Origin of the sequence: Paenibacillus septentrionalis (genome assembly GCF_042659865.1) — a bacterium.
In the GTDB taxonomy this organism is placed as follows: Bacteria; Bacillota; Bacilli; order Paenibacillales; family Paenibacillaceae; genus Pristimantibacillus; species Pristimantibacillus septentrionalis.
Window position 1 is genome coordinate 291,129 of sequence record NZ_JBHSTE010000001.1, and the last position, 17,726, is coordinate 308,854.

Consider the following 17,726-nt stretch of genomic DNA (forward strand, 5'->3'; position numbering starts at 1 on the left):
AGCATCACTGTGCAACAATCTGAAGCAAACGCTGTGCGGCTGCCTGCTTCGACATAAGTGGTAGACGCTCTACCAATCCCTGCTCATTGTATATCGAGATAATATTCGTATCGCCATTGAAGCCGGCCCCTTCGGCAGACACATCATTGGCCACAATAAAATCACAATTTTTCCGCTTCAGCTTGTCGAGCGCGTATCCCTCCACATTATCGGTTTCTGCTGCAAAACCGACAATAACTTGGTCAGTTTTCCGCTTACCGATCGTTTCGAGAATATCCGTTGTTCGCTCCAGCTCCAGCACAAGCTCATCTCCGCCTGTTTTCTTAAGCTTTTGATGATGGGTTATTTTCGGTCTGTAGTCAGCTACAGCAGCGGCCTTGATCACAATATCACTTTCGTCAAATTCAGTCAGCACCGCCTGAAGCATTTGCTCAGCCGACTCAACGCGAATCAAGTGGACCCCTTGCGGCTCTACTGCGCTCGTACGCCCTGCAATAACCGTCACATCCGCCCCCATTTCTCTTGCTGCTTCTGCAACGGCAAACCCCATTTTCCCTGAAGAATCATTCGTCAAGTAGCGCACAGGATCAAAGCGTTCAATGGTACCGCCTGCTGTTACGAGCACCTTTTTTCCTTGCAGCGGTTTAGGCAACGTAAGCCATCCATGCAGCGCGGCTACAATTTCCTCAGGCTCAGCAAGTCTTCCTTTTGCAACGTAGCCGCATGCCAGCTGTCCGGTCCCCGGCTCGATAAAACGAACGCCGCGCTGGGCAAGCAGCTCGATATTATGAACAACGGTCGGGTGCTCATACATATGTACATTCATTGCTGGTGCAATTACGATTGGACAGGTTACAGCCAGCAATGTCGTACTCAGCATATCATCAGCCAAGCCATGAGCCAGCTTGGCGATTGTATTGGCTGTTGCGGGTGCAAGCAAAACAACATCTGCTCGATCCGCAAGATCAATATGTGTAACAACCTTCGGGTCAAGCTCCTCGAAGGTATCGATATGGACCGGATTTTTAGAAAGCGTTTGTAGGGTTAGCGGGGTAATGAATTTGGTTGCTGATTCCGTCATCATGACGTGAACTTCAGCGCCTAGCCCAACAAGCCTGCTGCAGATTGTAGCCGCCTTGTATGCTGCAATACCGCCGCTAACGCCCAGAATAATTGTCTTACCGTTTAACACGATGCCATCTCCTGTCCTATAGCTCAGTAGTGTATGAAAGAGGCATTATCACCAATTCAAGCGATCCTTTGCATGCTGAATATGCGCTAAATGATGATAGGCATGCCATCTTGTAAAGCTTAAAAACTGCTTTAGGGACATTTGGCTGCCCTTTTCAGGATGATAGAACTGGCGCTCAAACTCCGCCATACTCATCGAGTTAAGCAGTGTTGTCATTCGGGCACAAGTCCCCTGAAGAATAGCCAGACTTGCTTCGATCGGCATATCCTTCGTATCGCTTAGCAACGCCCAACGATCTTCAAGGAAAGGCTTTATTGTCGGATTATTTTCTGTCAGCGCCAGCTTGAAGCGGATTAAAGCGTTAATAGAAAAATCAGCCACATGATGTACAACCTGACGTATCGTCCAGCCACCTGCTCGGTAAGGAGTATTAAGCTGCTCCTCCGTTAAGTCTCCAACAAGCGCCTTCAGCTTCTCTGGATATTGCTCTATCAGCTGAATCCACTCTTGTTTTTGTACAGCGGTCATGCCTTCAAACACAAATCTTCCAATCGGATAAGTTAAGTTTTCCATCATAATCCCTCCTAGAAAATAAGTTGTGGTCATCGCATAAATCGAAGAAATACAAGGCTTCTGCAATTTTCCCCTAATCATATCATATTTTCTTATACGGATAGTAATTCAACATTAAGTCTAAATTAACCTTCTTTTTGTGCAAATAAATAATAAAAAAGATGTGCACAGCAAGCTGCACACATCTGAATGGAAGAAGACGCCTCGTTATGCCTTCTCCTGTTGACGCTCATCCTTCTGTTCGTCCTTTTCCTTACCAGGAATATGCTCAACCTTGATCAGATCAGCATAAATTTCTTCAAGCGCAAAACCTACTGCTTTGTGGGAACGAGCATTCGTTAGCTCGGACTTTTCACCATTGCGCAGCATTCTAGCACGCTTTGATGCAGCTACGACAAGCGTATACTTGCTATCTACTTTTTGTACTAATTCATCGATTGACGGATACAACATTGTTCCTTCACCTCATTCATGCATTCTCTGCAGCTGCAGCCATATTCAAAATATGTTTAGGCAAACGCTCACGACGACAATTCTCTGCAATAATAATACTGCGAATTTTGTCGCAAGCAACCTCAATCTCATCATTCGTTACCGCATAATCATAATGACTAAGCAAGCCCATTTCCTGAGCAGCAACATCCATGCGCGTATTAATCGTATCGAGCGTTTCAGTGCCGCGTCCAGTAATTCTTGCTTTTAACTCATCGAAAGATGGCGGCAGCAAAAATACCATTATTGCTTCAGGGAATTTTTCCTTAACCTTTACAGCGCCCTGCACTTCAATTTCCAGTATTACATTTTTACCTGACGCCAGTGTCTCTTCTACAAAGCTGCGCGGTGTACCGTAAAAGTTCCCGACATACTCCGCATACTCCAGCATTGCGTCCGCTTCAATCAATTCCAAAAATTGCTCCCTCGTTTTGAAGAAGTAATTCACGCCATCAATTTCGCCTGGTCGCGGTTGTCTAGTCGTAGCAGATACGGAGTATACAAGCTCTGGCATACGCGCGCGCAATGCTGTGCATACGGTTCCTTTACCTACTCCGGCAGGACCCGACAAAACAATTAACAATCCCATTGATTTAAACTCCTCGTACTATTCATCGTTATCATCGTCCTTAGTGGACAAGCGGTGTGCAACAGTTTCTGGCTGCACAGCAGATAAAATCACATGATCGCTATCGGTAATAATAACTGCACGTGTACGACGGCCATATGTAGCATCAATCAGCATATGGCGATCACGCGCCTCTTGAATAATGCGTTTAATTGGAGCCGACTCAGGACTCACGATTGAAATAATACGATTCGCTGAAACAATGTTACCGAACCCAATATTGATAAGCTTAATGGCCAAGCCAGATCCCCCTCCGCATGCATCCTTCAACTTCAACTTGTTCAGATACAAAGGCAACACACCATAATCTTGTGTATAGAAAATGATTCCTATTGCTAGTGTTAACGAAAACGTGCACCAGCATACAGGCATCCACTATACAATAACATAAATTTCATTTTAATTGATTTTTGCATGCAGAACAAGCGTTAAGGCGAATTTTCACGCAATTTAACGATTTACCCGTGTTTTCTCATGAATATAAGTGGTTAACTGTACAGCCATATTGTAATGAAGGAATGGCGTCATAATATAAATGCCTTTGAAATGCTCAATTGCACAGTCAATCAGCTCCTGCGCAATCCTCACGCCTTCGGCGCGTCCTGCTTCCCCTTCCAGTCCAGCCATCCGTGCGCGAACCGCATCGGAAAGCTGAATGCCTGGAACCTCGTTATGCAAGTATTCCGCATTGCGTCCGTTGGCAAGCGGCATAATACCGATAAAAATAGGAACGGATAAATGCTTGGTCGCCTGCGCCATTTTTTCAATTAAGTCAACATCGTATACAGGCTGTGTCATAATATAGTCCGCGCCAGCTGCAATCTTGCGTTCCAGTCGCTGCACCGCCTTGTCCAAATGCTTCACATTTGGATTGAATGCGCCGCCGACAATAAAGTTGGCGCTTTGCTTAAGCGGCTTGCCTGAGAAGGCTACACCATCATTCAGCTGCTTCGTCATGCGAATCAGCTCAAAGCTTGTCAAATCATAGACGGAGCTGGAATCCGGCAAATCCCCGAATCGTGCAGGATCCCCTGTTACCGCAAGGACGTGGTCGATACCAAGCGCATCAAGTCCCATTAAATGAGACTGTGTGCCGATCAAGTTGCGGTCACGACACGCAATATGAATAAGCGGCGTTAAGCCGATATGCTCCTGTACAAGCGCTGCAAGTGCAAGATTGCTCATGCGCGTAACCGCCAATGAATTGTCTGCCATTGTAACAGCATCGACATTGCAATCCTTCAGCGCCTGTGCCCCTTGCATGAATTTCGAAATATCAAGATCACGAGGAGGGTCCAGCTCAACAATGACCGTATGCCGTTCTTTTACCTTATCCAAAATGCTTTCTTCATTGCGGCGAGCCTTGCCCCATTTGGCTTGCACAACAGCACTAACTGTTTTTTCAACAGCAGCAGACTGCTTTGGTGCTACTACCGGCGGTGCTGGCACATAACCATCCAGTGCGCCTGCAATCGCAGCAATATGCTCTGGCGTAGTCCCACAGCAACCGCCGATCAAGCAAGCGCCGCGGTCCGCGAATTTTTGCGCCATAGTCGCAAAATAGTCTGGCCCCGCAGTGTATTCGTATTTTCCGTCTACAAAGCTGGCTGCACCTGCATTCGGAAAGACCGAGTACGCAAGCTTGTCCGAATGCAGCCCGTCAATCAGCTTAAGGATGCCGTTAGGACCTGTGCGACAGTTGAAGCCAACGACGTCAGCTCCTTCCTGCACAAGCTGTGAGAAAGCTTCATCGAGTGTAAAACCGTCAACCGTTCTGCCCGAATCCTCAGCTGCAAACTGACAAATAATCGGCACATTGGACTCCTCGCGCGCGATGCGCAAGGCAAGCTTCATCTCATCCAAATCGTAGAAGGTTTCGAACAGCAAACCATCCACACCTTCAGAGAGCAACGCATGAATTTGTCGATGCAACGCATCTGTAAGCTGCAGCGTTCTAACATTTCCGCGTTTTCCATCTCGTACTGATCCAACCGTCCCTACAACATAGGCTTGGTCGCCAGCAGCTTCTCGAGCCAAGCGAACGGCCATGCGATTGATTTCCTCGACTTGATCCTCAATCCCATAACGTGCAAACTTTACACCGTTGGCTTGGTAGGTGTTCGTTTGGATCACTTGTGCACCAGCTTCGACATACTGACGATGAACATCCAGCACAGCTTCAGGCTTGATTGAGACATATTGTTCGTATGGAACACCAATAGGGAACCCCATCTTATACAGAAAGGTTCCCATTGCTCCGTCACCAATTAAGATGCGCGATTTGAGCGCATCTCTGAAATTCAATTCCATTCCTGCAACGCCACCTATATCACTCTACTCGAACCTGCCGCGGTATACCTCTTGTGCAGGCCCTGTCATATATACATGATTATCGCTTGAATTCCACTCAATGTAAAGGTCTCCACCCTTCAAAGATATCGTGGCTTCACGATCAGTAGCGCCGCGAAGTACAGAAGCAACCAATGTAGCGCAAGCGCCCGTTCCGCAAGCTAGCGTTGGGCCCGCGCCTCTCTCCCATACTCGCATTTCAACATGATTGCGATTATAAACTGTTACAAATTCAACATTAATTTTTTTCGGAAACAGCTCATGCTTCTCCAAAATAGGTCCAATTACGGAGTAATCGAGATTGGCTGCGTCCTCAACAGGGATGACACAGTGCGGATTGCCCATTGAAACCGCAGTGAAGCTATATTGCTGTCCGTTTACTTCAATAGGATGCTCAACCACTTGCGGAGCATCTATCGTTGTTGGAACCTGCAAGCCATTAAGAATCGGCTCGCCCATATCAACACGCACTTTTTCTACTTTTCCGTTATCAATCGTTAATTGTACTTTTTGCACACCAGCGCCTATAGTTTCAATCGTAATTTCTTCACGATCAACTAATCTATTGTCGTAGACGTATTTGGCAACACAACGAATCGCGTTGCCGCATTGCTCAGCTTCCGTTCCATCTGAATTCATAATTCTCATCCGAAAATCAGCGTTTTCAGAAGGCAGAATATAAACAAGTCCATCTGCACCAATGCCAAAAAATCGATTACATACCTGTATAGCAAGCTCAGAAGCGTTGCTTGGCAACTCCTTCTCGCCATAAACCACCACAAAGTCATTACCTAGTCCGTGCATTTTTGTAAATTCCATTGTAAATCTCTCCTCGTCTGATCAGTTCATCTTTGTTAGATAAGCATAATCAAAGACGAGGAGAATGAGAATTAAACAAGTGCATGATTATTTGCACAAATTATCAGCTATGCAGCATTAGCAGCCGGATGCCATTTCTTTTTCTTTTTGGATTTACCGCCGCTAAGCACACTGCCAATGCCGAAAAATACAGTAGGGAACGCAGCGGCAACAATTACTAGGCACCATTCACGAAGCCCAATCGATACCGTGTTGAATATCGGCTGAAGCGCTTCGATATACATAACGCCAAGCATAAGTACAAGCGAAGAAACAACTGCCAGCACGAGGTACTTGTTCTCGAACATATTACGATGGAAAATCGAACGCGAGCTGCGGCAGTCGAATACATGAATAAGCTGAGCCATAACAAGTGTTGCAAATGCAACTGTTTGGGCCTTCACCAAATCGCCCTCCTGCAGCGTAATCCAAAATGCACCCAGTGTACATATCCCGATTAAAATGCCTCGACTTATTATTTTCCAGCCCAAGCGACGCGCAAAAATATTTTCTTTTGCCTTTCTCGGCTTGTGCTTCATTAGATCGTTCTCAGATTGATCGACGCCAAGCGCCATAGCCGGCAGACCGTCTGTCACAAGGTTGACCCATAAAATTTGTATCGGAACAAGCGGCAGCGGCAAGCCAGCCATCATCGCTAGGAACATGACGAGAATTTCACCCACGTTGGACGCTAGCAGATAGCGGATAAATTTACGTATATTTTCGTAGATGCCTCGCCCTTCTTCAATCGCAGCAACGATCGTGGAGAAGTTGTCATCACTCAAAATCAATGAAGAGGCTTCCTTCGATACATCTGTTCCATTGATGCCCATTGCAATCCCGATATCGGAAGCTTTAATCGCAGGTGCGTCATTGACTCCATCGCCTGTCATCGCCACGACATGGCCTTTACGCTGAAGTGAACGGACAATTCGCAGCTTATGCTCAGGAGACACACGCGCATACACGTATATATTTTCAACGCGCTGATCGAGCTCTTCATCCGACAATTGATCGAGCTGCTTGCCGGACATCGTTTCTCCACCGCGCGGAATGATGCCTAGAGAAGCCGCAATTGCTTCAGCGGTCAATTGATGATCGCCTGTAATCATAACGGTTTTTATGCCTGCAGCTCGACAGGTCGCGATCGCATCCTTCACCTCAGCGCGAGGCGGATCAATCATTCCCGTCAGCCCGACAAATATGAGATTGCGTTCTGCATCGCCTGCATCCCTGCAGGTCTCCTGTGTATGAAGATCACGATAGGCGAATGCCAGTACACGTAGCGCGGATTGCGCCATCTTCTCATTGGCCTTCTGAGCTTTGGTTTTCAAGGCAGGCGTCATGCTTACAACTTTCCCCTGCCACAGGATGTGCGTACACTGCTCAAGCAACACATCAGGTGCACCCTTTACTTGAATGATGCGTCCCCCTTGATGCTCAAGCACAACAGACATCAGCTTGCGCTCTGAGTCGAAAGGGAATTCCTGAACGCGCTTGTATTGCGCTTCCAGCAGTTTGGCTGGCGAACCGAGCTTGCTTGCTAGCACGGTAAGCGCGCCTTCAGTTGGATCACCGTTAAGCACCCACTCATCCTGCTCCACCATCACCTTGCCCTTGCGATGCACCGCCTCCTGCTTCTCCAGCCTCGCATTGTTGCACAGCGCGCTAATTTGCAAGAGTCGTTTTATCGAATTGTCATGCTTAATATCTAGCTCCTGATTGTTTTCATATACTTTCCCTACAGGCTCATAGCCTTCACCAGTCACGTTCAGCGTTCGATCGCTAAGCCATAGCGTCGTGACCGTCATTTTGTTTTGAGTAAGCGTGCCTGTTTTGTCCGAGCAAATAACGGATGCGCAGCCAAGCGTTTCAACAGACGGTAGCTTGCGCACAATCGCCTTTCGCTTAATCATCCGCTGAACACCAAGCGCCAGCGCCACCGTAACAATTGCTGGCAAGCCCTCCGGTATGGCGGCAACAGCCAAGCTTACTCCTGCAAGGAACATGCCGTACATTGGCTGTCCATGCATAATCCCTGCCACAATAACCATAATGGTAAGTGCGATTGCAACAGCAATTAATATTTTGCCAAGCTGCTCCAAGCGATGCTGCAGCGGGGTTTGCATTTCTTCTGTTGATTGAATGAGATTTGCAATGTTCCCCATTTCCGTTGCCATCCCTGTTCGGATGACGACACCGCGCGCTGTACCGCGTGTGACCAGCGTTCCCATAAACCCAATATTGCGCTGGTCGCCTAATGGCAGCTCTGCTTCATATAATGTGCTCTCGTGCTTGGAGACCGGGATCGATTCGCCCGTCAGGGCTGATTCTTCCACGTAGCAGTTGTTCGCCTCCAAGAAACGAATATCAGCTGGCACACGGTCGCCGCTTTCTAGCAGTACAATATCTCCGACGACAAGCTCCTTGGCCGCAACGCTATGTTGCTTGCCTTCACGTATAACCTTTGCAGTAGGTGCCGAAAGCTCCTTGAGTGCAATCAACGACCGTTCTGCTCGAAACTCCTGGACAAAGCCAAGAACGGCATTGAGCACTAGAATTGCAAGGATTGTAATGGCATCCAAATACTCACCCAGCAATCCTGAAATTAATGTTGCCCCCATCAGCACCAATACCATGAAATCTTTAAACTGATTCAAGAAGATGGTGAGTGGTGACAGCTTTTTCGTCTCAGCAAGCTCATTTGCGCCATGCTCAGCCAAGCGTTCGTTCACGGCATCGATGCTTAATCCTGACTTTTCTGAGCTTCCCAGAGTCTCTATGAGCTCCTCTTTATTCATTTGATGCCAAAATAGTTGACTCATCCTCTGCTTCCCTCCTGTTTTTGTCCAGTTTCCTAGACAACCTTTCTAACGTAAATGTATTCGGACAAACAATAAAATATCCCTAAAGCACTTAAGTTTTTGCTGTGAATATGGCATGATAGACATATGAACCTGAGAAATGAGGATTAAACTATGGCTTTAGACGGAATCGTAATTAAAGGTCTTGTAAATGAGCTGCAGCAATGCGTTGGAGCTCGCATTCATAAAATACATCAGCCCACAAGCCAGGAGCTTGTATTCAGTGTCAGAGGCAATGGCGTCAACAGCAAGCTGTTATTGTCCGCCAACCCAACCTACCCTCGCGTGCACATCACACAAGCTACATACATCAATCCGATGGAGGCTCCAATGTTCTGCATGCTTCTGCGGAAATATTGCGAAGGCGGAGTAATTGAACGCATTGAACAGGTTGGACGCGAACGGATTATCCATCTTGATATTCGTCATCGCGATGAAGTCGGAGATACGTCCTTCAAGCGCATCGTTATTGAAATTATGGGGCGTCACTCCAACATTATTTTGATGGACCCTGCTACCAACATCATTCATGACGGCATTCACCATGTAACACCAGCGCTAAGCAGCTATCGAATCGTTATGCCAGGCAGCATGTACACGCCACCGCCTGAGCAGCATAAGCTTGATCCTCTGGCAGTTGATTCGAAAGCAGCCTTCATCGAAGCGCTGAAGCTGGAAGAGGAGCAGAGCATACCGAGCAAGACGCTAGTAAAAAGCTTCAGCGGATTCTCTCCCTTGCTTGCCAATGAGATCGCTTATCGTGCCTTAACACAGCAGCATGATCAATGGTTGAGCGCTGAGGAAAGACCACTTCAGCTTGATGGCCAGTTGGTCGTTGAGGATGCTGATGCGTTGTGGAACAGCTTTCAGCACGTCATGTCAACTGTGAAAGCAAATACCTTTCGACCGATGATCGTGACGGATGTCGAGCGCGACAAGCAGTATTTTTCCGTGGTGGCTCTCACACATATTGAAGGGGCGGTTAAGGAATACAGCTCTGTAAGCGAAGTGCTTGAAGCCTTCTACGGGGACAAAGCAGAACGAGATGTCGTGAAGCAGCGCGCGGGCGATCTGATCCGCTATGTCAGCAATGAAATTGCAAAAAATGAGCAAAAGCTGAAAAAGCTCCAGGCAACACTGGAGGAGGCTAAGGATGCGGATCAATACCGAATAATCGGCGAGCTAATTACCGCGTACATGCATCAAATCAAGCGGGGCGATGAGCAGGTCGAGCTTGTGAACTATTATGATGAGAATGGAGCAATTCTGCATGTGCAGCTTGACCCGCAGCTTACGCCGTCGGAAAACGCACAGCGTTATTTTAAGCGCTATACGAAGCAAAAAAATTCACTCGTTAGTGTGACCGAGCAGATTGAGCTGACCGGCAAGGAGCTAGAGTATTTTCGCACTCTGCTCCAGCAGCTAGAGCTTGCCTCATTAAGCGATATTGAAGAAATTCGAGAAGAGCTCGTAGCAGAAGGCTACTTGCGCGAGCGGGCCAAAAAAGGCGCCAAGCGCAAAAAAAGCAATAAGCCGCAGCTGCTGTGCTATACCTCATCCGAGGGACTCGACATCTATGTTGGAAAAAACAATTTGCAGAATGAATATTTAACGAATCGATTGGCTAGCAATAACGATACTTGGCTGCATACAAAGGATATTCCTGGCTCGCATGTCGTCATTCGCGGGACAGCGTTTGGAGATCCTACACTGGAAGAGGCAGCGATGCTTGCTGCGCATTTCTCACAGGCCAAATCATCAAGTCTTGTTCCAGTTGACTACACACTGATACGACATGTGAAAAAGCCAAGCGGGGCCAAGCCAGGATATGTGATCTACGATAATCAAAAAACAGTCTTTATTACGCCCGATGAGGATAGACTTAAGGCATTGCCGCATAGCATCAAATAACAAAACAAGCCTGTTGGCTGCTCATGTAGAGCGCAGCCAACAGGCTTGTTTTTGCTGTAAGTAATCGTGATCAAACTTCTGGAATGTAACGTAATATGCTAATCTTTTATGAAGCCAAGACTGCCTGCGCGCTGGCGATGAAGCTCAAGCAGCTGATCGTATACAGATAAACGAGCAACAACACTGCCTAAGCTACCGTGAAACGTGCTGCCGTCTTCATTAGCTCCATGAAAGTCTGAGCCTGAAGTTGCAATAAGCCCATACTTTTCTGCAAGCCTGCTGTACCGTTCGATCTGCTGCTCAGTATGATCGCTATGATTGACCTCCACCCCATCTGGTCCTGCCGCCAGCAGCTCTTCTACGAGGGATTCATCATTATATAGACCGGGATGAGCAAGTACGCAAACACCGCCTGCCTCCCTAATCCATTGAAAGGCCTCTGTCGGATGAATACGCCTCGGCTGTACAAACGCTTTGCCGTGCTCGCCCAAATATTCATCAAATGCCTGCTGCTTTGTCTTGACGATGCCTTTTTTAATCAGTACCTCTGCAAAGTGAGGACGACCTACTGAGCCATCCTCTCCGCTGACTGCTTTCACTTCATCCCAAGTTATGGAAATACCAAGCTCATTCAGCTTATCAATCAGCATGCTGTTTCTTGCTTCACGAGTTGCACCAAGCTGTGCGATTCTATGCTGCCATTGCTCGTCCTTGTTGTTGGTGAAGTAGCCAAGCACGTGAACATCCTTGCCAGCTGCAACCGTACTAATCTCAATGCCTGGCAGCAGTTTAATGCTGCAGCCTAAAGCAGCTGCTTCAGCCTCTACTACGCCAGCTGTTGTATCGTGATCCGTAATTGCAACGCCGCCAAGCCCTAATTCAGCAGCCATTTCCACGATTTGTACGGGTGAATACTGACCGTCTGAAGCAGTAGTATGAACGTGCATATCGATATAGTCTCTTAAAGCCATTGTCGCAAATCCCTCTCTCTTAGGAAATTCATAAATGTAACTGCACTCATTGGCAAAAGGGCTGATTTCAAGTAAACGGCATAAAATTTGCGCTTGAATGTTACATTGTCGATAGAAAGAACAGATATAAGACCTAATGCCGCCTCATGCTTCACGGAGGATACGGACAAAAACGAGATGCCTAGTCCTGCTTCCACAGCTGATTTGATCGCACCTGTGCTGCCCAGCTCCATTACGATCTGAAGCTGCTGTGGATCGTAGCCGTTTTCGATTAGCTTATCCTCCATGACCTGTCTTGTTCCAGACCCCTGCTCTCGCAAAATGAAAGGGTACTTCAACACGTTCTCAAGGCTTAGTGGCGTACCAAGCTTTGTTAGCGGGTGATCCGCTGGCACAACGAGCACAAGCTCGTCCTCCATCACCGCTTCGATATGCATATCATGGTGTTGAATTGGCGCTTCTATGATGGCAAAATTCAGCTGATGCGTTTCAATCTCTTCAATTAGATGAGTGGTATTCATAACCTTCATACTAATCCCGATATTCGGATACTCCTTGCCAAACGGGCCAAGCCAGCGCGGCAAAATCGATTCGCCTATCGTTAAGCTCGCCCCAAGCAGCAATCGCCCCTTCTGCTGCTGCGTAAAGCTGGTCATCGCTTGATCGGTATCGCGAATCAGATCAATGCTTCGCTTCGCATAAGGCAGCAGCACCTTTCCCGCTTCAGTCAGTTCAATTTTTTTTGTGGAACGCATAAACAGCTTTGTACCAAAATACTCCTCAAGCGACTGTACTTGCATCGTCACGGCAGGCTGTGTCATATATAAAGCTTGAGCAGCAGCTGAAAAGCTGCCGCGGTCTGCTACAGTATGAAAAATATGCAGCTGATGAAAATTTAATGGCATCCGTGTTCACCCTTTCTAGTTGATGCCATTATACAATAAGTAGCGGATAAAGATAAGTTGTCTATCAGTTTTGTTATATGTATGTTTTAGTTGTTTCGCATTTTACTATCATTTTGTCGTTCTGGCATTACGCTTCAAATTCATTCGTCGGTTATGACGCAGCCATGCGTAGTAGCGTTTAATGTCTTGCAGCTCAACAACCTCTGAGCGCTTGCCCAAAAACGTAATCACGTTCATCTGATGCAAAGGCTCGCCCAATAAGTCGGTTGCGTTTGGCGACGCATCAAACTGGGCGACAAAAACTAGATCGTCATCGATCATATATAAGTCATCTTCACCTTTATAATAAAGCGCTATGTTTTGCTGCTTAAGCTTATCCCATAGAAATGCGGCAATTCGTTCATAATGAGCGTTTCGTTGATCAACTCTTTCCTTCCATCGTGAAACAGCATGCCTCGTAATATGTATATCTGCCACCTTATAATTACCCAACGGGACATAGAAGGATTCATATGTGCTCCAGCGTTTTGTTTGCTTTTCCTTCATTCTACACCTCCTGTTTAGGTCTATAGAACTATTTCCTATTGCCTATTTTACCACGTATTGACGTAGAATAAAAATCTTGTTTATCTAAATGGCGACAATAAAAAAACGCCTTGAATGTTCTTCATGAACATTCAAGGCGATCGTACTAAATGCTGTATGCTCTTGTCTTATCTTCTACGTCCTTGCTGTATTCCGTTTTTATCTCATTGCGATAAGAACGTTCAACTTTGCGGACATACGCTAGACGATGGAGCTGTTTAAGGTTCTCTTCCACCTTATCTGCGTTCATATATAAGACAACATAATGCAGCTTGCGAGACATATAATGCACCGTACCCAAGCGTTCTAAGCCACGTGCTGCCTTCAAATCACTCACCCACACAATATAGCCTGTGCGTTCTGGTAACATAAATGACTTCTCCTCTCAGCCGATATGAACTTAACCGCAACCACCGCTGCCGCAGCTGCATGAGCCTCCGCCGCCACAGCCTCCTACAGCTTTTTCATTACTTGGAACTTTTATTGTCTCAGATACAGCGCGTGCAATTGTTGTAGCTACCTCATGCAACAGCTCATCGAGCTGCTTCTCGTGTTCCTTAAACGCTCGCACACACGGAATGTCATTCAGCTTCGCTTCAATCGCTTTGACACGATCCTTCGCTTCATGATAATTGGGATGAAACCTGCCAAAGCGCTGTGTTTCCTCAAACAGCTCTTTCGCACGCTCAAACTCTCGCTGAATCGCTTTTACCTCTGTATTTTGAGCAACCTCTGACTGCCAACGCAAATATTCAGCAACAGGGGCTGATTCAATAATCGTATCTCCAAGCTCGTAGGCTTTAAGAAGCAAAGACGCCATATCGATTGACGCTGCTCCAGGTTCGGTGGCAACAGCTTGTCCTTGCTCGTGCATCTTACCACCTCTTTCTACATACTACATTTATACGTTATCATACAACTCGTCGTCTGCCAATAGATTTATGCCCCACGTTCGATTGAGAGCTGCAGGGCATCAATGGAGCTAAGCTGAATTCTCAGCGGCATATCTCTTGGTTCCCTGTACAATAACGCATGAACAGCGGGAACACCATTATCGTCCTCTTCCAGTAAAAATGGAACAATGGTAATGTTTTTCTGCTTCGTCGTAATGACAAGGGCAAGCCCTAATCGTATCGCTGTCTCAATCAGCTGCCGCTTTGTTGACATATGATAATCGCGCAGCTCCTGCTGCCAGCTCCTCGTTACTTCTGCTAGCTCGTCGACTTGAAAATGCCGCTGTATGTTTTGCACCGATAACAAGTCGGCCTCTTGCAGCTTTCCAAGCGGATTCATACAGGTTCGGCCCCAATGCAGCAGCGGACGCATCTCAAAAAAACAAGGGTCTGCCTCTCTCGATCGCAATTCAGCATCAGACTCCTGATCGAATGTGACTAACCGGGCATTCGCTTCAACGGAATACGATTGCGGCGTAGCCGCCGCTTGCAGCAGCTGTTCTACTAACTGCGAAAGCTGACCATTAGTATGCCCGACCAGCCAGCTGCGAATACGGTCAACGCTGCATCCGCGCATCACATGAGCTTGCAATGACTTTATCGTTAAGCGAAGAACGATTACCTCCTGTACAGATACCACCTCCGATACAGCAAGGCTATACCATAGCAAATGCGGCATGATCCCTGGCATTAACAGCAGCTCTCCATTATCTTCAACATGAAGGCTGTAACTCGACTCTATTTCACGTGCGCCTCGTACACTAACTGTTTCCTCATGCTCATGATAGCTATAAGACAAATAGCCGCAGTCCGCCCAAAATTCGAGTAGAATAAGCGTATTCTCGATGCTTTCTTTCGCTGCAGGAAACTTTCTCCAGCTGTCTGAGGGCTCCGGCGCCTTTACATCAATTAACATCAGCAAGCAGTCTGGCGAGATCACTCTCGATGACAGCAGCAGCTGCAGCAGGCATTGTCGCAGCAGATCCTGCTGTCGCTGCTGCGTTAAAGATAGCCAATCATACAGCTTGTCTTTGTTGAATACAATCCCATCCTTCTCGATATCAATAATGCTCAAATTATATGCAAGCTCAAGCAAAAAGGTCACCATTCCTCCTGAACCGTGAAACACACGATTCCATGCCCGCTCGATGCTTTCAGAGCTGCCAAGTACGTCCTGCCCACGCTGCAGATGCTTTTCAGCAGCCTTATTCAACTGACCTTTTTTTGTAAATCGTAGAGAAACATACTGCATATGATGCAAAAAAAACATAAAACGAATCGCTAATGGGACCTCGTGTTCATAGTGACAATTCAACAAAACAGTGACTGGCTGACGATCAGGATGCGGCTCGTTTTCTGCAAGCGTATTCCGCCAATTATGTAAAATCGGTAGCGGCATCCACCACATCAAGCCTTGCCAGGGCTCCTGAAATGCCAATATGATGCCAGATTCAGCAAAAAGCTGAAGCGCTTGTTTGCATTGCAATGAGGGTAGACCAAGCCTCTTGATTAAGCTCGCCAGCAATTCATTTTCTGCTACCGGGAAAAGAAGCAAGCCGTTAAGCAGCTCCTTCAGTATCGCTTGCTGCGGCTCCGTTAGCTCTTGATGAAGCGATAGAAGCATCTCAGGATCTACAACGGCAAGCTCCCACACCCATTCTTCTTTGTAACGACGCCACAGCGTGCTCTGCATATAATACTGCTGCTCTTTTGCTGGTACTAAAGCACGCCAGCTTTGCAGTGTCATCATACCAACACCTCTTGTTCATGTATGCAGCGATATTGATAGCCCTGCTCCAGCATAAACATACCTCGCTTCAATGCAAATTCTGTTTCCTTGCTGCCTTCTGTTACTAGTGTATAAAACCATGCTTCATTAAGGCCTTGTTTCGGACGCAGCAATCTTCCAATCCGCTGGGCCTCCTCCTGTCTTGAGCCAAAACTGCCAGAGACTTGAATCGCAACACAGGCATCAGGCAAATCCACAGCTAAATTTGCAATTTTAGAAACGATTAATGCTGTAAGTGTTCCGCTGCGAAATTGTTTGAAAACAGCTTCGCGCTGCTCATAGCTCGTACTGCCTGTCAAAAGCGGCAGCTTCAATACTTCTGACAGCTCCTCAAGCTGATCTATGTATTGCCCAATAATAAGCGTTGGCATGCCGCTATGAAGCTGCATAAGCCGCTTTACAGCTCTTATTTTATTGGGATTGATCGCAGCAAGCTTCAAGCGCTTGCGAGCTGTTGCAGCTGTAAAGTGATCGATCTCAGAATCAGGCAGAGGAACCCGCACCTCTGTGCAATGCACCTTCGCAATATAAGACTGCTCCTCGGCTTTTTTCCAGCTCAGATCAAACAGCTTAGGTCCAACTAGTGAAAAAACATCATTGGCGCAGCCATCCTCCCGAATTAAGGTGGCTGTCAAGCCTAAACGCCTAGTAGCCTGTATCGTAGCCGTCATTCGAAAAATTGGCGCAGGCAGCAGCTGCACCTCATCGTAAATAATTAAGCCCCAATCCCGATGGGAAAACAGCTTCATATGCTCATATTGCTCGGATTGCTTATTGCGGTGCGTTAATATCGTGTAGGTCGCTATCGTTATTTTTTCAACTGATCGCGCCTTTCCGCAATATAAGCCAATGTCCTTTTCCTTTAGCGAGGTTTTATCCAGCAACTCAGCCTTCCACTGCTTGGCAGAGGTGACGCTTGAGGTAACAATTAGCGTAGCAGCCTGCAAGCTTGCCATTACGCCAATGCCTGTTACTGTTTTACCACTGCCGCAGGGCAATACAATTACGCCGCTCCCACCTAATCGATCACGATGAAAGGCGGCAATAGCTTTTCGCTGATAATCTCTTAGCTGAAAGCTTTTTCCTGCCTTGGTATGCTGCTCTAGCTCGAGCTGAACAGTCTCACCCGTGTGATAGCCGACTTCATCTCTTACCGCATATCCAGCCTTCGCTAGCTCCTGCTTAATAAATCCTCGTCCATCTCGATGAATGAGCCAAGTACAGGAGTCAAGCTGATCAAGCACCCAGTCTTCACCAACTCGCAATTGACGAAGCTCATCCATAATTTCATTGTCGCCTAGCAGCACGAGCTCCTGATCTTGAAGCTTTAATGTTAGTCTTCCAAAGCGTGATGTCCATTGCTTTATCTGATCTTCACATGCTGCACTAAGCCCCCCTTTGCAATAGGTTTGCAAAATGTCGAGCAGCCGCTCGCTTTTCATGCCAAGCGCCAATGCATTCCACACCGTTATTGGTGTACATTCATAAACTTCAAATTGACCAAGTATTTTTAGCAGTTCAGAAAAGGGACCTATTGCTTGTCGCGCCTCTTCCGCATATGGCGATTCTCGATCCAGTAATATCGACATGTCCCGCTGCATAATCATTACACTTTTGCGTTGCATTACATTTCCCTTTCCATACGTATTTCCTATT

At 47.0% G+C, this 17,726-nt stretch carries 16 protein-coding genes; 1 reads left to right on the top strand and 15 read right to left on the bottom strand.

Going from position 1 to position 17,726, the window contains the following annotated elements:
• Positions 1–4: 4 nt before the first annotated feature.
• The 8 genes from coaBC to ACFP56_RS01425 form a co-directional block, all read right to left on the bottom strand.
• Positions 5–1,192, bottom strand: coding sequence for a bifunctional phosphopantothenoylcysteine decarboxylase/phosphopantothenate--cysteine ligase CoaBC (gene coaBC / locus ACFP56_RS01390; protein WP_379230312.1), 1,188 nt, complete (start codon positions 1,190–1,192; stop codon positions 5–7).
• 48 nt (positions 1,193–1,240) lie between these two features.
• Positions 1,241–1,765, bottom strand: a complete 525-nt coding sequence (locus ACFP56_RS01395; protein WP_379230314.1) for a YfiT family bacillithiol transferase — start codon at positions 1,763–1,765, stop codon at positions 1,241–1,243.
• A 207-nt stretch (positions 1,766–1,972) separates the two neighbouring features.
• A complete protein-coding gene (gene rpoZ / locus ACFP56_RS01400) occupies positions 1,973–2,218 on the bottom strand; it encodes a DNA-directed RNA polymerase subunit omega (protein ID WP_379230316.1) in 246 nt (81 codons plus the stop codon).
• Positions 2,219–2,234: 16 nt separating this feature from the next.
• Complete coding sequence (gmk, locus tag ACFP56_RS01405; protein ID WP_379230319.1) at positions 2,235–2,846, bottom strand: guanylate kinase; 612 nt, start codon at positions 2,844–2,846, stop codon at positions 2,235–2,237.
• Positions 2,847–2,864: 18 nt separating this feature from the next.
• Positions 2,865–3,125 carry an extracellular matrix/biofilm regulator RemA gene (gene remA / locus ACFP56_RS01410; RefSeq protein WP_005548256.1) on the bottom strand — a complete coding sequence of 87 codons (261 nt, stop codon included), beginning with the start codon at positions 3,123–3,125 and terminating at the stop codon, positions 2,865–2,867.
• 210 nt (positions 3,126–3,335) lie between these two features.
• Positions 3,336–5,195 carry a bifunctional homocysteine S-methyltransferase/methylenetetrahydrofolate reductase gene (locus ACFP56_RS01415; protein ID WP_379230321.1) on the bottom strand — a complete coding sequence of 620 codons (1,860 nt, stop codon included), beginning with the start codon at positions 5,193–5,195 and terminating at the stop codon, positions 3,336–3,338.
• 24 nt (positions 5,196–5,219) lie between these two features.
• On the bottom strand, positions 5,220–6,053 hold the full coding sequence (dapF, locus tag ACFP56_RS01420; protein ID WP_379230323.1) for a diaminopimelate epimerase: 834 nt from the start codon (positions 6,051–6,053) through the stop codon (positions 5,220–5,222).
• Positions 6,054–6,160: 107 nt separating this feature from the next.
• On the bottom strand, positions 6,161–8,917 hold the full coding sequence (locus tag ACFP56_RS01425) for a calcium-translocating P-type ATPase, SERCA-type (protein ID WP_379230326.1): 2,757 nt from the start codon (positions 8,915–8,917) through the stop codon (positions 6,161–6,163).
• 153 nt (positions 8,918–9,070) lie between these two features.
• Between ACFP56_RS01425 and ACFP56_RS01430 the strand changes: the two genes are divergently transcribed.
• Entirely contained in the window at positions 9,071–10,867 is a 1,797-nt protein-coding gene (locus ACFP56_RS01430) for an Rqc2 family fibronectin-binding protein (protein ID WP_379230328.1), read from the top strand.
• 98 nt (positions 10,868–10,965) lie between these two features.
• Here ACFP56_RS01430 and ACFP56_RS01435 read toward each other — a convergent pair whose 3' ends face one another.
• The 7 genes from ACFP56_RS01435 to ACFP56_RS01465 all read right to left on the bottom strand — a co-directional run bounded on the left by ACFP56_RS01435 (position 10,966) and on the right by ACFP56_RS01465 (position 17,695).
• Positions 10,966–11,838: a PHP domain-containing protein gene (locus ACFP56_RS01435; RefSeq protein WP_379230330.1), complete on the bottom strand. Its 873-nt coding sequence runs from the start codon at positions 11,836–11,838 to the stop codon at positions 10,966–10,968.
• Complete coding sequence (locus ACFP56_RS01440) at positions 11,829–12,743, bottom strand: selenium metabolism-associated LysR family transcriptional regulator (protein ID WP_379230332.1); 915 nt, start codon at positions 12,741–12,743, stop codon at positions 11,829–11,831. The genes ACFP56_RS01435 and ACFP56_RS01440 overlap by 10 nt, the downstream gene beginning before the upstream one ends.
• 108 nt (positions 12,744–12,851) lie before the next feature.
• Positions 12,852–13,289 (bottom strand): hypothetical protein, encoded by a 438-nt coding sequence (locus tag ACFP56_RS01445; protein ID WP_379230335.1) that lies wholly within the window; start codon positions 13,287–13,289, stop codon positions 12,852–12,854.
• A gap of 145 nt (positions 13,290–13,434) precedes the next feature.
• Complete coding sequence (locus ACFP56_RS01450) at positions 13,435–13,698, bottom strand: YlbG family protein (RefSeq protein WP_379230337.1); 264 nt, start codon at positions 13,696–13,698, stop codon at positions 13,435–13,437.
• A 30-nt stretch (positions 13,699–13,728) separates the two neighbouring features.
• The gene (locus ACFP56_RS01455; protein WP_379230339.1) at positions 13,729–14,202 is read right to left on the bottom strand and encodes a YlbF family regulator; all 474 of its coding nucleotides are present in this window, start codon (positions 14,200–14,202) and stop codon (positions 13,729–13,731) included.
• Positions 14,203–14,267: 65 nt separating this feature from the next.
• On the bottom strand, positions 14,268–16,031 hold the full coding sequence (locus tag ACFP56_RS01460; RefSeq protein WP_379230341.1) for a hypothetical protein: 1,764 nt from the start codon (positions 16,029–16,031) through the stop codon (positions 14,268–14,270).
• Positions 16,028–17,695 carry a DNA repair helicase XPB gene (locus ACFP56_RS01465; RefSeq protein WP_379230344.1) on the bottom strand — a complete coding sequence of 556 codons (1,668 nt, stop codon included), beginning with the start codon at positions 17,693–17,695 and terminating at the stop codon, positions 16,028–16,030. Before ACFP56_RS01465 ends, ACFP56_RS01460 begins: the two co-directional genes overlap by 4 nt.
• Between the last annotated feature and the right edge of the window lie 31 nt (positions 17,696–17,726).